Annotated in this window: 16 protein-coding genes and 2 pseudogenes; all 18 read right to left on the reverse strand. The window is 59.1% G+C overall.

The annotated features are described in order from the left end of the window. Nucleotides 1-10: 10 nt before the first annotated feature. Nucleotides 11-472, reverse strand: coding sequence for a hypothetical protein (locus AC24YW_RS32120; RefSeq protein ID WP_487486636.1), 462 nt, complete (start codon nt 470-472; stop codon nt 11-13). A gap of 103 nt (nt 473-575) precedes the next feature. Further along, nucleotides 576-773: pseudogene (locus AC24YW_RS32125) on the reverse strand (hypothetical protein); the annotation flags it as partial. A 308-nt stretch (nt 774-1081) separates the two neighbouring features. Then, a complete protein-coding gene (locus AC24YW_RS32130; protein WP_487486645.1) occupies nt 1082-1393 on the reverse strand; it encodes a hypothetical protein in 312 nt (103 codons plus the stop codon). A gap of 10 nt (nt 1394-1403) precedes the next feature. Next, nucleotides 1404-1574, reverse strand: a pseudogene (locus tag AC24YW_RS32135) (ATP-binding protein); the annotation flags it as partial. A 203-nt stretch (nt 1575-1777) separates the two neighbouring features. Continuing rightward, on the reverse strand, nt 1778-1864 hold the full coding sequence (locus AC24YW_RS32140) for a biotin carboxylase N-terminal domain-containing protein (protein ID WP_487486637.1): 87 nt from the start codon (nt 1862-1864) through the stop codon (nt 1778-1780). 333 nt (nt 1865-2197) lie between these two features. Next, nucleotides 2198-2380, reverse strand: coding sequence for a hypothetical protein (locus tag AC24YW_RS32145; protein WP_487486484.1), 183 nt, complete (start codon nt 2378-2380; stop codon nt 2198-2200). Nucleotides 2381-2436: 56 nt separating this feature from the next. After that, a complete protein-coding gene (locus AC24YW_RS32150) occupies nt 2437-3558 on the reverse strand; it encodes a WD40 repeat domain-containing protein (RefSeq protein ID WP_487486485.1) in 1122 nt (373 codons plus the stop codon). A gap of 8 nt (nt 3559-3566) precedes the next feature. Beyond that, complete coding sequence (locus AC24YW_RS32155) at nt 3567-3875, reverse strand: hypothetical protein (RefSeq protein WP_487486486.1); 309 nt, start codon at nt 3873-3875, stop codon at nt 3567-3569. Beyond that, complete coding sequence (locus AC24YW_RS32160; protein ID WP_487486638.1) at nt 3872-4321, reverse strand: hypothetical protein; 450 nt, start codon at nt 4319-4321, stop codon at nt 3872-3874. Before AC24YW_RS32160 ends, AC24YW_RS32155 begins: the two co-directional genes overlap by 4 nt. Nucleotides 4322-4331: 10 nt before the next feature. Further along, on the reverse strand, nt 4332-6380 hold the full coding sequence (locus AC24YW_RS32165) for a sigma-54-dependent Fis family transcriptional regulator (protein WP_487486487.1): 2049 nt from the start codon (nt 6378-6380) through the stop codon (nt 4332-4334). Nucleotides 6381-6499: 119 nt separating this feature from the next. After that, nucleotides 6500-6994 (reverse strand): hypothetical protein, encoded by a 495-nt coding sequence (locus AC24YW_RS32170; RefSeq protein WP_487486488.1) that lies wholly within the window; start codon nt 6992-6994, stop codon nt 6500-6502. Between the two features lie 131 nt (nt 6995-7125). After that, nucleotides 7126-7806, reverse strand: a complete 681-nt coding sequence (locus AC24YW_RS32175; protein ID WP_487486489.1) for an aquaporin — start codon at nt 7804-7806, stop codon at nt 7126-7128. Nucleotides 7807-7949: 143 nt separating this feature from the next. Further along, on the reverse strand, nt 7950-9581 hold the full coding sequence (gene groEL, locus AC24YW_RS32180) for a chaperonin GroEL (protein ID WP_487486490.1): 1632 nt from the start codon (nt 9579-9581) through the stop codon (nt 7950-7952). A 97-nt stretch (nt 9582-9678) separates the two neighbouring features. After that, nucleotides 9679-10518, reverse strand: a complete 840-nt coding sequence (locus AC24YW_RS32185) for a metal-sulfur cluster assembly factor (RefSeq protein WP_487486491.1) — start codon at nt 10516-10518, stop codon at nt 9679-9681. Nucleotides 10519-10522: 4 nt separating this feature from the next. Beyond that, nucleotides 10523-11545 carry an amidohydrolase family protein gene (locus AC24YW_RS32190; RefSeq protein WP_487486492.1) on the reverse strand — a complete coding sequence of 341 codons (1023 nt, stop codon included), beginning with the start codon at nt 11543-11545 and terminating at the stop codon, nt 10523-10525. 134 nt (nt 11546-11679) lie between these two features. Continuing rightward, entirely contained in the window at nt 11680-12051 is a 372-nt protein-coding gene (locus tag AC24YW_RS32195) for an MmoB/DmpM family protein (protein ID WP_456744895.1), read from the reverse strand. A 6-nt stretch (nt 12052-12057) separates the two neighbouring features. After that, nucleotides 12058-13128, reverse strand: coding sequence for an aromatic/alkene monooxygenase hydroxylase subunit beta (locus AC24YW_RS32200; protein ID WP_487486493.1), 1071 nt, complete (start codon nt 13126-13128; stop codon nt 12058-12060). A gap of 57 nt (nt 13129-13185) precedes the next feature. Next, nucleotides 13186-14226, reverse strand: coding sequence for a 2Fe-2S iron-sulfur cluster-binding protein (locus AC24YW_RS32205; RefSeq protein ID WP_487486494.1), 1041 nt, complete (start codon nt 14224-14226; stop codon nt 13186-13188). Nucleotides 14227-14266 lie beyond the last annotated feature (40 nt).

The following is a 14266-nucleotide window of genomic DNA, read 5'->3' on the forward strand; positions in this document are numbered from 1 at the left end:
CTTTGTCGCATCAGCTTTTGAGGCGCGCGGGACTGCTGGCCGCCGCGGAGCGGTTTGGAACCGTGATGACGCGTGGTTTCCCGTTTAATTCGAAGAAGACTCGGACTTGGCCTTCCTCGTTCGTTTCTCCAATCGCTCGCAAGCGAATAATTAGTGTCTTGCCTTTATCAATCGCGACGGAAATCTCGTCACCGCGCATACCGCGAAAAAATGTGGTAGATACGGGTCCATATTTGCCGTTCGCGGCGCAAAACTCTGTGAAAACCTTAGGGTACATCAAGTACGATGAGAGTTCGGATTCAGTGACCGCGCGGCCACAGCGATCGGCCGCCTCAAGCCGTGCATAGGCAAGTTCGGCCCGCGGAATCAGTGCTCCTGGTTGTGCCGTGCTCGGACGCTCGCCCTTCAGGACTCTCTCGTGCAGGCCAGCCGGCCACGCACCATGCGGTTTTCCAAGATCTCCGCGCAGCATCTTTATAACCGAGGGCGGAAACGCGATATCGGCGGAGGGGTCGAGCACATCCTGTGGGGGTCAAGGCCTGGGCCGTCATCATGAGCGCCATGTCGCCGACGACCTTCGAGGATGGAGTGACCTTGATGATGTGGCCGAAAGAATCGTTCGCCGTTCGATAGGTCTCCGCCACCTCGTTCCAACGATTCTCAAAACCCAGGGATTGCGCCTGTTCCTTCAAGTTGGTGAACTGACCGCCCAGCATCTCGTGCAGTAGATTTCTGACGCTCCCGATCTGAGACCGCTCTCGAACGCAGCACATTGTTTTGGTACCTGTTCCCAGCAATAGCTTATGCCGCGGATGGCGCGTGGATCCAGGCCGGTTTCTCTAGGAGTGTGACGCAACGCCTCGACCGGTGAGCCGAGACACGGCTGGGACGTCAATCCGGACATAAAGTCCATCGCTGCATCGAATGCATCGATTTCTGCCTTGACCCGCAGCCAGTACACTCGCAGCCGAAATCCCCGATGTCTCATGGGTATGCAAGTGAATGGGAAGCCACCCAACTTTTTCGCGCAACGCCTTCGAGCGCAGCTGCTGCTGCCGGACGAAGTAGGCCGGCCATGTCCTTAATCCCAAGAACATGACATCCGCTCTCTCCAATTGCTTTGCGAGATCGACGTAGTGTTGCAAGTATGCTTGGCACGAGCTGGGTCGAGAATATCACCCGTATAGCAAATTGCGCCTTCCGCCAGCTTTCCGGTCTCGCACAAGGCATCAATAGCAACGCGCATGTTTTCGACCCAATTCAGGCAATCGAAGATGCGGAAGACATCCATGCCGGCTTCCGCCGCCTGCTGCACAAAATGCCTCACCACGTCGTCGGGATAGCGCTGGGGCACGCTCAAATGACCTTTTGGTTCCGTCGCTGGATCGAGCAATCACGCTCGAATAAATGCATAAGGTGCCATGGGCATCACCGAGAAGCTGCACTTCCACGTGGCGGGCGCGCTGCACGAGTTTCTCTAGATAGACCTCATCCGTGCCGAAAGCGCTCTTGGCCTCGCGACGCGCGCTATTGATGGCGTCGAGGAGCTTGCCCTCGTCGTCGATTGGCCGCATGCCGCGTCCACCCTCGCCCCATGATGAGGCCTAGAGCATGACCGGGTAGCCGATCTCTTCCGCAAGGCGTCTAATCTCGACAGGATCCTGGCGTAGCGGGCCTGTGGCGGGCATCACCGGCACACCGACAGAAATCGCAAGATCTCGCGCGGCCACCTTGTTGCCAAGCGTCCGCATCGTATGCGGGGATGGACCGCTGCTGCTCAGGCTCCGGCGAACTCTGAATTCTCGGAAAGGAAACTGTAGCCGGGATGTATGGCTTCGACTTTGGCGTCCTTGGCGACGCGCATTACCTCCTCGATCAAAGATAAGCCTCTAGCGGTCCCTTTCCCTTCCCTGCCTGCTATGCCTCATCCACTTTGTGCGGTGCAACGAAAGCTTGTCCTCTTCGGCATAGAGCGCGACCGTCTGGATCCAAGTTCGGTCGCAGCTCGGAAGACGCGGATGGCGATTTCCGAGCGGTTGGCAACGAGGAGCTTTGTATACAATTCTTCATGGTACCGCTCGTAAAGACCGAGTTTGCGCACGAACGCTCTTGAACAGCATGGTTTGGCCGCAAACTCGGACTCACGACCATTAGACGCAAATTCAATTGCAAAATGTACTTTGAAGCAGGACACCCCCTACTGTGTCATCGCGCTTCGCTCAAAGGGCTTGTTCTCGGCGATAAATCTTGCAGCCAGCACCAGGGCCCCCATCGAAAAGTCCTTCCCATGCGCAGCTATCATGCGTTCGGAGATTTCGGCCAACTCTCTAAAGAATAGATCCTTACTTTCGGCTTCGCTTAGAGTGCGATTAGTCGTCATAATTAGTTCTCCTCACGATTTCGTTGCCACGCGCGCACTTTTGCTGGAGCGCAAAGCTATTTGAAGACATGCGGCGGAAACGTCACGATCGCAGCCTCGCCCTCACTTGTTCCGACGGCGAGATGCTGGCCGTCGCTGGACCACTGAAGGGCGTGAATGGCACCTCCGCCTGGCGGCCTGACGACCATTTCGTCGGAGTGTCCGATCCTCGCAACCGCGACCATTCCGCCGGCGTAGCCCGCCGCAACCAGTTGACGCTCCGGATGGATATCCACCCTGTCAGCGAGGACGAACCGGGCGCGCCCGGTAGCGAGATTCGTCGGCTTTTCGCTGTCGTCAGCAAGGCTGGAGACGTCCCAGGCGATTATCCGATAGGCTCCGCTCGTAACAAGGGCTCGGGAATCCGCGCTCCATGAAAGAGAGGCGACGTGGGCGGGGTAGGTGGGAATTCGGACGATCCATGCATCGGCAAGACGGACCAAAACAACGCCCGCATTCTCGACCGATGCAGCTAACCAGCTTCCATCGGGGCTCCACGACAACGTCGAGACCAACCCGACATCGAATGAAGCAGCAGGCTCCGGTCGGGCTCCAAAGGCTCGTATAAGCAGACAACCGTCCGCTCCTATTGCGAAATTCCGGCCATCAGGAGATACGGCCATCGCGGATGAACTTCCTCCCCCGCGCTCCTGGAGCCATCCGATCTCACCATTGGGCTGGTAGTGTATGAGTGATCCGCCAGAAGAAACGAGTACACCGCCCGCACATACCGGGACAACCAGATCAATCGCGGCCCGCAGTCTCGAAATCTGCCGGGTGACACCGGCGGTCGAAACGTGAAGCAACTCGCCGCCGTCACTTGCGATGAACCCCGACGGCTTGACCGAAGCAAGATGAAGCCGACCATCGCTGATCACGACTTTCATCAGCGGAGGCACCGGATTTCGTCGCGGTGAGATCGTGGCCCGTCCCTCGTCCAAGGCGATACGACAACGATCTATCGGCGGTTCACTGTCCGCCAACGGCGCAATGGCCAGAGAGCCGTCGGCAAGTGCGAACGCGACTGCCTGTCCAGCAGCGTCGAACGCCACGTTCTTGACCGGGGCGCCGACTTTCCAGTGCCGCCCTAACAAACCATAACGCGTTGCGCTCCCTGCTTCCGCTTCCATCGTGTCCATCGGTTGTCTCACTTATGCGCTGCAATTCGCCCATCAACGTCTTTAAGACCAGCCTCGAGCGCAGCGCACTGAGCCTCGCACGTGGCTATGGCAGCGTTGGCGTTCTCGAAGCACTCACGCGACTCATCGAACGTCTTGCTAAGCGCCAGCGAGCCGCCCGTCGCTGCAATCTCCCTTTCGATTCTCTGCATCTCGAATTCCGCTCCACCACTTAGCTGACGGTTCAGAAGGATGCGCGATTGAACGGCCGACATCTCCTGAACGATGCACAACCGCTCATTCAGCATGTCGCGAAGCAGCGGCCTGTCGCCGGTCATGCGCCCGACTTGATTGCAGTCAGGATCCGCTGCAAGCCTCCTGTTCCAGCAACGAAGTGTTCCTGCGCGTCATTGATATGAGAGTGCAGCGAGTCCCAGAGATCTACCCTCAGCAACCGCGCCGGATCGCCGGCCATCCTCTCCAAGGCCTGCAGACCGAACTGATGCCGTAATCCGATGCCCTGCAAAACGAAATCCGTCAGCTCGCGTGCATGCGTCTCGATGAAGGGACGCAAGAGCGGGTGCGCGCCATAGCTGGTACCGCGCTCTGCGAGTTCGCTCTCGATGAACGCAACGAAATTACGAACGAGCAGATCTTGGCTTTCGCCAACTAGATGCACCATGAAGGTTACGTCGCGGTCGGCGCGTGCGAGAATCTGTGAGGCGAGCATGCTCGCGGCGATCGGCTCTCCTTCGCGCTTCTGTCCATCCCCGACCGTCGCCATATCCAAGCCTTTATCCCGAGGTTTGCGAACGGTATTGGTGCAATTTCCGATATAGCGTGGCGCGCGAAAGCCCCAATTTTTCGGCGGCCGCCGCGATATTGCCGCCGGCGTTTGCGACGGCCCTTTCGATGGCACGACGTTCCATCTCGTCGAAGCGCGCGATCTCCTCGCGTTCCAGGGGTTGACCACGATCACCTGATAATGTCGGCGTAGTCGGCTGAGATGCCGCTTCCAAGAAATCCTCCGGCAAGTCCCTGGGCGTGACCACACCGGTAAGCGTCATCAGCACGAGGTTTTCAATCAGATTGCGCAGTTCGCGGACGTTCCCCGGCCAGCTGTAGCGCCGCAGTAATTCCATCGTGGCCGCCTCGAAACGCAGCGGTTGGGTATTATAAGTGGCTGCGAAATGCGTGTTAAAATGATCGAGCAGGATTTCGACATCGCCCAGGCGCTCGCGCAAAGGCGGGATGGTGAATTTGACAACACCGATCCGGAAATACAGGTCTCTTCTGAAACGCCCCTCCGCCACTTCCTGCTTCAAATTCCGATTGGTCGATGCAACAAGTCGCACATCGACCGGACGCGGCTTACTGTCACCGAGCCGATAGACCGCCCGCTCCTCGAGCACGCGCAGCAGATAGGGCTGGAGGTCAAGCGGCATTTCGCCAATTTCATCGAGACTGAGCACCCCGCCATTAGCGAACTCAAAGCGTCCGGCCTTTCCCTCGCGGGTCGCGCCGGTAAAGGCGCCCGGAGCATGGCCGAACAACTCGCCGCCAAGAAGCTCTTTGGAGACCGCACCGCAATTGAAGGCGACAAAGGGCTCCTTGCCTGTCTTCTGACTAGCGGCGTGAATCAGGCGGGCAAAGAGTTCCTTGCCAACACCGGTCTCGCCTTCAAGCAGGATTGCCGTGCGGCCGAGTGCCGCCCGCTCAACCTTTTCCACGACATCGAGCAGTGCTTCGCTGCATCCAATGATGGCCTCTTTTGCCGAGATAAGAGCGCTTTGCGCGGTCGGCGACATCTGAGCCGCCCCCGCGTTCATCCGCGGTTTTGACGCGAGCACGAGCATTGCACCCTTGACGACGCCGTCCACAACCAAGGGTTCGATCTGCTGCTCGCGCAGCTCCTCGGGCAATCCACTAGTTAGGTCCTTGCCCAATAGGCCTTCGCTGCTGGGGAGGATCTGAGTTCCGATGCTTAAGTCGGGAGTATGCGCGATCCGCCGCCAGCGCCCCGGGGCCATGTCGTTGTGATGGACGACCCGACCGAACCGATCGAGAATGACGACGCCGTCGGACCTGTTCATTCCCGGCATCTGCGAAATGCTCGCCTCAAGCAGCCGCATTCTCTCGATGCGAATTTTCTCTGAAAGTGCAAGTTCGATGTGATTGGCCGCCACGACCGCGAGGGCCACGTTGTGCCGGTGAAAGATCGCCTGGGGCCCGGAAAAATCGACGATGCCGATGATGCTGCCGTCGATCGGACTCCGAATCGGGCTGCCAACGCAGGTCCATGCCTTGATGCCTTCAGAGAAATGCTCGGCCGCATGGACATGAACTGGCTTCCCCGTGACGAGCGCGGTCCCGATGCCGTTGGTACCAGTCACCGTCTCGCCCCAAGCGGCGCCGACTTCAAGACGAATGTCATGTCCCGCATCGATCGTCCGCTGGTCGCCCGCCACATCCAGCACGACGCCATTCCTGTCGGTGATCAGCAGCATTGTGGCGGCGTCGCCAAGCACCTCCGCGACGCGGCGAAAGGTCTGGGCGCTTGCAGCCATCAGATCTTCATTCTTCAGACGCAGCTCGTAGAGGTCGTCCGGCGAGGCGACGAGACTGCTGCCTTTGCCGTGGGCATCGACGCCCGATTTGAGACTGCGCTGCCATGAGCTCTCGATGACACCTCGCACCGGCGCGTTCTCGCGCCTAAGGTCTCCGAAGGTCAGAAAGTTTTCCCAGGCCCTATTGGTCTCTCGCTCATCATATGGCCGCGCTTGCTCTGCGTCCGTGGCGCCCGGATCATTGTAGCCTTCCAGGAAAAATGGCGGCTTAGCCATGAGCGTTTCCGTCAGCATTGGAGCACCATACTTTCGTTGGCAGGCAGCAACCCGATCAACAGAAACGATCGAACCAGGCTTGACCGGGATGTGTCATCCCCGCAGGCCCGGCTCACTGATCATTCGGCGGCCTTGTCGTTCGCGTCCAACCCGAGGCGCGCCGCGACAATCCCTTCCAAGCGCTCTTCAGATGGCTCGTCGGGGACGAGCATCCCCTCAAGATCCGCAAGGACCTTGTAGATGCCCTCATCCAGCGGGTCGAACAGCCCATTCTCGCGTGTCGCCAGCGCCAGGTGTCGAGATTGGCCTCGACCTCGCAGCTCGCCAACAAAATGAAGCTGTCGGCCTGACGCGAGATCAGCAACCACAACACGGCCGTTGAGACTGATCCGTATATAGGGCTCTGTCTCCGGCAAGCGCCCCTTCGGGGTGTACCATAGCTTACCCGATGGCTGGGGCTCCGGAGGAGGTGTGCGGCTGCGCAGCTCCTGCCAGCGCCCACCCGTCAGATGATTGGCAAGCGCATCGATCTTGGTCCGGTTCTTATCAATGAAGTCCTTCGCCGCCACGTCCTCACGGCGCGGACCATCCTGCTTGGAGATGATATAGACCATGTGCCTTCCTCCTCCGGTTCGGCCCAATGGTCGGGGAAGCTTATAGCGCCTCCTTCGGCCCCGGCCGGAGCTTTTCAAGATTGTAGCTTGTTCTGGCTCGTTGTCACCGGCCGATCACCGAGTTGCAAAGCTCACGCGGTCGCCGCCATCGGGCGCGTCACTCCGGCCTTAAAGACGTAACCGGACAGTGTGGCACCAAAGCACGGCGCCACAAAGTAGAGCCACACCTGCGACAGCGCATCTGGTCCTGCAAACAACGCGGGGCCCAGAGAACGGGCTGGATTGACCGATGACCCCGACACGGCGATGCCGGCGAGATGGATCGCCACCAGGGTGAGGCCGATCACCAGGCCGGCGTAAGCAGCGCTCGCGCCGTTTTGCGTTGCACCAAGAATGACCGTCAGGAACAGAAAAGTTGCCGCGGTCTCGAACACAAATGCGGAAAGCACGCCATATTGACCCCAGCCATTCTGGGCAAAGCCATTTGCCGCGACGTCGTAGCCCCCTACTTTGCCTTCGGCGATCAGATACAGCACCGCTGCAGCCGCAATCGCCCCGATGAACTGCGCAATGATATAGCCGGTGAAATCTCGCGGCGACATCCGACCAGCGACGAGCATGCCGAGACTGACGGCGGGGTTGAGGTGAGCCCCGGAAATATGACCAATCGAATAGGCCATCGCGACGACTGACAGACCAAATGCGAACGCCACGCCCAATAGCCCGACCTCCGCCCGCATGAAGATCACAGTCGCGCAGCCAAAAAATACCAATGCGAACGTGCCGATGGATTCCGCAACATACTTATGCATGACTTCCCCTCCCTTGTGATGATTTCGAGTCTGAAGCGACCGATCCGAAAGTCGCGACGCATCGGCGATAGAGCAGAGCACCCGGCCACGATACCGTCGACGGCACAGACGCCGCGGCGGAACGCGAACCGCGTAGACATGCCTCATGCACGGCCAAGCTTTTCTGCTCCGCCGCCGAGCGCTGGTCCCTGTGTTGGATCGATGTACTCCGGCACGTCGGCAACCAGCGTGTTGGTCGTCAGCACCAGTGCGGCGACGGACGCCGCGTTGCGGAGAGCGGTATAGGTCACGCGGACGGGGTCGACGATGCCGGCTGAGACCATATCGATGAACTTGCCTTCAGCCGCGTCGAATCCGACGCCCATTGGAGCGTTCTGTAGCTCGGCTATGATCTTCATTGAATCATGGCCTGCATTCCGGGCAATGAAGGCGGCGGGACGGGATAGTGTCTCGCGCACCAGCTTGATGCCCTCGCCCAGGTCGCCGTTGATGTTCCCGAGCTTGCGCTCCACCACGGGTGCGCATTGGGCTAATGCGGTGCCGCCGCCGGGCACGATGCCCTCCTCGGCTGCGGCACGCGCTGCACTAAGTGCATCGTCGATCAGCTGGATCGTACGCTTCTGCTCCACGGGCGTGACCCCACCCGCAAAGATTACCGCAGTGCCGCCTGAGAGCTTTGCGAGGCGCTCCTTGAGCTTGTCCTGTTCGATGTTTGGTGGTGCCAAGTCGTGCTGCTTGGCCACCTGCTGGCGCCGCGCGGCGATCGCCGCATTGTCGCCACCGCCGCGAATGATCACCGTTTCACGCGCACTGGCACGAACCTGCCGCGCAGTGCCAAGATCAGCAAGGCTGGTCTCTTCCAGCCTGCCACCAAGCTCGCGGGCGATCACCCGTCCCCCAGTTATGATGGCGAGATCGTCCATCATCGCCTTGCGCCAGTGGCCATAGTCCGGCGGATTGACGACCAGGACCTTGCCGCGATTGCTATCACCAAGCAGTGTCGGGACGACTTCCGGCGCAATCTCTTCAGCGACGATGAGAAGCGGTCGCCCGGTCGAGGCTACCGCCGCACGCACTGCCGACAGCTCGCCCGGCGTCTTGACCTTTAGGTCGGTCAGAAGAATGTAGGGTTGATCCAGCACTACCTCCATCTTCTCGACATCCGTTACCATGTGATGGGATATGTAGCCGCGGTCGAACGACATGCCCTCAACGACCTCAAGCGTCGTGTCCGTCGTCAGCCCGTAATCCGAGCTTATGATGCCGTCCTTGCCAACGCGCTCCACCGCCTCAGCGATCAGACCGCCCAGATGGGAATCGGTCGATGCAATCGTCGCAACCGCCTGCAACGTCTTGCGGTCCGGTATGGCCATTGCCGAACTCTTCAGGGTCTCGACAACGACATCCACGGCCCTTTCAATACCCTTGCAGAGATCCACCGCTTTGGCTCCGCGCTCCAGGGCCGCAACGCCGCCCTGAATGAGCCCATTTGCGAGCACCATCGCCGTGGTTGTACCGTCTCCGGTGACTTCGTTGGTCTGCATTGAAACCTCGCGCACCACTTGCGCGCCCATGTTCTCGAAGCGATCCGGCAATTCGATTTCGCAAGCTATCGTGACACCATCGCGTGACACGATCGGCGTGCCGATCGGCCTATCCACCATCGCGTTCATACCCTTGGGACCAAGGGTCGATTCGACGGCGGCTGCAAGCTTTTGGACCCCGCGTGCAAGTGCGCGACGAGCCTCTATGTCGTGAAGCAGAACTTTCGGCATTGCGTTTCACTCCCCACGTGGTGGTCACTTGTGTCTGGTCGGGCGGCTTCCTCACCGCTCTGTTATTGGCGCCCGCAGGTCTTGCGATACGAGCGCCTCATGCTCGAGCCACGGACGGTTCCTCCGTCCTCACACATAGCCCGGTGGACCTCTCGGCGCAGCTACTGCCGCAGCCTCCGCAGGGAGCAGACTCTCGTTCGGCGTGCCCGCCATCCAGTTCGCGATTGCGGACGGCAAGAAGGCCTCGGCACAATGAGCTGTTGAATTCCATATTGATGCGCACTCCTCGCAACCGCTGAAGATAGGAAGGCAATTCGTCGCGCCTAAGAGAGCGCCCCTCGTAGGTGACCAGCGCGCGATCGTCCGGGAGACGGGCGAGGCCTCGCTCGACGAGAATCTCGCGATACCGCGCCCTCTGCCGTGTAACATCCTCCGAGCCGAAGTCGACCTCGTCAAAGGTGCCAAGATTCATCCGACAGATCTCTGGATCCTCATAGCCCAGGCCGCGCAAGGCGAGTATTATGACCTCTTGGCGCCGCTCGAACGCCTTGCGGCGGAACTTCGCCCGCAAGTCGTCAAGTGACCCTCCAGGTGCAAACTCCTTGAGTGCCTCTGCGAATGATTTGCCTTCCCTGACGCCTCGGTTTATCTCCTCGGCGACCATATGATCCCGAAGCTGCGGTCGCGCCTCGCGAACCCACGGCAGTGTCGAGACCGCCCGACGCATGTCATCGGCCATGAGGAATGCGAAATTTGCCGAGCACCAGTAGGTTGGCAAACGAAAGACGATATCAACACCGCCATCATTATCGACGGTGACCCGCTCGACAAACCCGAGCTCGGTCACGGACTCATCGAGCTCGGGATCGGTGACCAGGGAAAGGCGTTGCCACACTTCGCTGGTCTTGTCGTCACGATGTGGAAGGACTTCATCCATCCCCTCACTCCGCTGCGGTCGCAAGGGCGCTTTTCGCAAGCTTCGCCTTCTGCGCGTCGATATCGACGCCATAGAGGCGCGCAGCATTGAGACCGAGGATCTTCCTCTTCGCCTGAGGCGTAAGGTCGATGCCGTGCTCCTGCTTTAAATCTTCCGGTAGCTCGAAATTCCAGAACTTCTCGACCAGCCAGCGCGGCGTCCAGATCGCGTAGTCGCTCCCGAAGAGAAGCTTGTCTTCACCGACCCAAAACAGCAGCTCGCTGATCACTTCAGCGAAATAGCGCGGGCGTCCGTGAATGAACGGTAGCGCCACCGCGAGGCCGCCATAGACATTCGTCTCCTGCACAGCGATCCAGCAAAAATCATCGAGCCGCGGCAAACCACAGTGCTCAATGATGAAGTTGAGACCTTGGAAATCGGTCGCCGCATGATCGACGTCGTGAACATCGAACGCATCCTTATCCAACGGAATGATTGTCGGTCCCTTATGGACATGGATGTTGGTGATACCGAGCTTCTGGCACAGCTCGAAGCAGCGATAGGCGTTGGGATCAGTAAGCTTCCACCCGCGCGAGTCGCCCTTCCACTCGGCCGTGTACAGTTTGACGCCCTTGATGCCGAACGTCTCCTTCATGTAGTGAATATATTCAAGTGCCTTCTCGCCATCCCGCGGATCGAAAGCACCGTTGACGATGAAGCGATCCTTGTACTTCTTTGCCAGCTCGGCATTGCGATCGATGGTGTTGAACCCGCTCTTGTAGAATTCCGTCAGATAGGTCGACTGAACGACAGCCATGTCGTCCGGTCCGTCGACGAACAGATCGTGGTACATCTGATCGGCGCTGTACTTCTCGAACTGCTCTTTCGGCCAGAGCTTCTCTTTGGGGCTCAGCGATGTGTGATAAGCGTAGAAGCAGTCGATGAACTGCTTGCCGTGGACGTTGAGCTGGTTCGCCGGGCTACCGTCCCAAAAATGGGTGTGACCGTCGATGACGAAAACTTCCTCGCCGGTAGGAGTGATGAACATGATGGTCTCCAGGAATTCTTGGTTAAGCCTATTTCGTTCGATCCACGCCATGGTCGCGCGAGGACATTTCGAGAAGCGGCGGGGCTACAGCCACGTGCGGATGCGGCCCCGCCCAGTCAGGGAGAAACTAGAGCTCACTCGATGTATTCGAAAACCTCGTCCATGTTGCCGAACAGCGTCACCGTGTTATCATCGATGCGCACCATCCGCCCGTAGTGGGTCGAGGTGTTCACTTCGAAGATCTCGGCTGTCATCTCCTTGCCGAGAATTTCGCTGATTTCGTCCATCTTGAAGATCAGCTTGCCCTCGCCATCGATGCGGATCAGGGCCGGCTGATAGGTCACGGTCACGTTCGGCTTTTTGCTCATGAACTCGGCGATGGCACGCGCCTCGACGCTGTCATTCATGGTGACGCCGCACTGATGGGAAATGGTTTGCTCGAAGCGAAGGTCCCCCATCTTCTGAAAGATATTTTGGTTAGTCGCAGATCTGGAAACGACAGACATCGCAAGTTACTCCTTGGGAAAAGTGAGGCCTAGCTCACCGAGGATCTTCTTGATGCGTTCGACCGACTGCGCGCGCGCGTCGGCGTACTGCACCGGCTTCGAATGCGGTTGCGACCAGATCGGCTGCAGGCCGGCAGCCGCCTTGTTGGCGAGGGCCACATGCTTGTGCACCCAGCCCTGGAACAGCTGCTTGTTGTGGGCGCCGTGGTGATCGTCGGTCACCAGAAGGTGTATCAGATCTATCGTATTGGCGAGATTGCGTTCGTAGTCCGCTTCCGCGGACGAAATCACCGGTGGCGTGACGAAGTCGCCGTTCGACGAAGCCACTTGCATGAGGAAGCCGCTGCGGAACAGTTCGCCGACCAATGGCTCAAACACGATGTTCGTGGCGAAGTACTGCTCGAGATAGTCGGCCGACCCCATGATCGACTCGATCGCTTCCCGCGTTCCTTGCCAGCCCTTGTCTTCCAGCCAGGCGCGCTTGCCGGCCGTGTCGTCGAAGCCCGGAATGTCCATCCCGATCTCGGCGAGATAGAGCGTGATATCCTGGGAAAGGCGAAGCTTGTACGACGAGTTTGTCAGCGTCGCATTGTTGATCATCTGGGTGTAGCCGTAGCGCTGAGCCTGCATCAGCGACGTGCCGAGACCGAACTCAGCGTGCTTCCACGCACCGAGATGGTTCTGCAGGATCTTGATCCAGGCCTTGTCGAAGCTCTTCGGCGCCCCCGACTTGCGCCCGTTGGCGATCACGGCTTGGACCATGGCTTCGATCTTGGACTGGCGCTGGTAGTGAGTGCGCTCCCACTCCTGGTCGGGGGCGCGGAACGCATGCCAATTCGAGCTGAGAGCCGCGGTGTTGTCCTTGGTGTATGCACCCTTGCCATTGGGAAAGGAGATGATCCAGTCCTGTAATAGGTAACGTTCCGGATCCGGTTGCACGTCGACCGTCACGTCTTCGTAATGCGTGGCGCGCTTGCTACGTGGCTCGAAATAGCGATATCGACGGCTATCCGAATCCGGAAACAGCGCAGAACCTGCGGCACCGGACTTGGCTGGTGCGGTTTGAACGGCAGTCATGGTCGTCTTCCTCCTCCTGTTGTTGGCTCTAGAGTTGCGTTAGGCCGTCAAGGCGTCTTAGTTGTTGGCCGGCGTGAACTTGTCGAAGAAGATGCGGTCCGACTCGACATCGTTCATTTGCAACACTGGCGTTAGGGCCTCGATCATTGGCGATGGTCCGCAGGCATAGACGTCGACGTCTTCACCGTAGTTCGTGCTACGAAGGTGCTCTCCGACCGCCTCGTGCACGAAGCCCTTTGCTCCGCTCCAGGCCGTATCGTCGGCCGCATGAGAGAGAACCGGCACGAAGGTGAACTCAGGATGCTTGCTGGCAAGCTCCGCGAAATGATCCAGGTAGAAAAGATCGTTCTGCGTCCTGGCCCCGTAGAAGAAGTACACCGGACGTACTTCCCCGGAGCTAATGTGATCATGCAGGATCGACCACAGCGGCGACATTCCGGATCCGCCGCCGACCAGGATCATGGCCCCGGTCTTGTTTTCTCGCCGGAAGCAGGTCCCGTAGGGTCCTTTGACTCCGACCTCGGTTCCGACGGCGAGATCTCCATCGAGCCGTGAGGAGAAGCGTCCGTTGGCGTACTTCTTGATGATGAACGCGAGTTTTTGGCTTTCGCTCGGCGAATTTGCCATGGAAAACGAGCGCGTAATCGTCTCTGGTCCCGGAAGCGTGATGTCGACATATTGACCCGCCCAGAACTTCAGAGGTTGCTCCAGTGTAATTTCGAGCCGGCGAATGTCATGGGTCAGCGCAGAGATGCTGGTCACCGTACCCTTGAACTCTTTGACGGGAATCGATTTCGATAGCACTTCCTCGTCGTAGTTGAGAAGTTCCACCTCGAGATCCGAGTAGGCCAAGGTCCGACAGAGCAAGATGTAGTCCTGACCTCGCTCCATCTCGTTGAGAGCGAACGTGGAATATTTCTTCAACTCGACATCGCCGCCGGTGAGGACGCATTTGCACGCCGAGCATTGGCCCTCCTTGCAACCATGCGGGAGTGCGATGCCTTGGCGGAACGCGGCGTCGAGGACGGTCTCGTTCTCTTCAACCTCGAACTCTATACCTACCGGCTGCAGGCGAACGACATTAGCGGGCGCACCCATAAGGGGCCTCCTCAAACCAAGGCTGTACATCTTCAGGGGA

It is taken from the genome of Bradyrhizobium sp. USDA3516 (assembly GCF_057651995.1).

Excerpts from the sequence above, each read along its gene's own strand:
- AC24YW_RS32120 (WP_487486636.1), bottom strand. The coding sequence starts at position 472 with ATGCTGCGCGGAGATCTTGGAAAACCGCATGGTGCGTGGCCGGCTGGC.
- AC24YW_RS32140 (WP_487486637.1), bottom strand. The coding sequence starts at position 1,864 with ATGCGCGTCGCCAAGGACGCCAAAGTCGAAGCCATACATCCCGGCTAC.
- AC24YW_RS32145 (WP_487486484.1), bottom strand. The coding sequence starts at position 2,380 with ATGACGACTAATCGCACTCTAAGCGAAGCCGAAAGTAAGGATCTATTC.
- AC24YW_RS32150 (WP_487486485.1), bottom strand. The coding sequence starts at position 3,558 with ATGGACACGATGGAAGCGGAAGCAGGGAGCGCAACGCGTTATGGTTTG.
- AC24YW_RS32155 (WP_487486486.1), bottom strand. The coding sequence starts at position 3,875 with ATGACCGGCGACAGGCCGCTGCTTCGCGACATGCTGAATGAGCGGTTG.
- AC24YW_RS32160 (WP_487486638.1), bottom strand. The coding sequence starts at position 4,321 with ATGGCGACGGTCGGGGATGGACAGAAGCGCGAAGGAGAGCCGATCGCC.
- AC24YW_RS32165 (WP_487486487.1), bottom strand. The coding sequence starts at position 6,380 with ATGGCTAAGCCGCCATTTTTCCTGGAAGGCTACAATGATCCGGGCGCC.
- AC24YW_RS32170 (WP_487486488.1), bottom strand. The coding sequence starts at position 6,994 with ATGGTCTATATCATCTCCAAGCAGGATGGTCCGCGCCGTGAGGACGTG.
- AC24YW_RS32175 (WP_487486489.1), bottom strand. The coding sequence starts at position 7,806 with ATGCATAAGTATGTTGCGGAATCCATCGGCACGTTCGCATTGGTATTT.
- groEL (WP_487486490.1), bottom strand. The coding sequence starts at position 9,581 with ATGCCGAAAGTTCTGCTTCACGACATAGAGGCTCGTCGCGCACTTGCA.
- AC24YW_RS32185 (WP_487486491.1), bottom strand. The coding sequence starts at position 10,518 with ATGGATGAAGTCCTTCCACATCGTGACGACAAGACCAGCGAAGTGTGG.
- AC24YW_RS32190 (WP_487486492.1), bottom strand. The coding sequence starts at position 11,545 with ATGTTCATCACTCCTACCGGCGAGGAAGTTTTCGTCATCGACGGTCAC.
- AC24YW_RS32195 (WP_456744895.1), bottom strand. The coding sequence starts at position 12,051 with ATGTCTGTCGTTTCCAGATCTGCGACTAACCAAAATATCTTTCAGAAG.
- AC24YW_RS32200 (WP_487486493.1), bottom strand. The coding sequence starts at position 13,128 with ATGACTGCCGTTCAAACCGCACCAGCCAAGTCCGGTGCCGCAGGTTCT.
- AC24YW_RS32205 (WP_487486494.1), bottom strand. The coding sequence starts at position 14,226 with ATGGGTGCGCCCGCTAATGTCGTTCGCCTGCAGCCGGTAGGTATAGAG.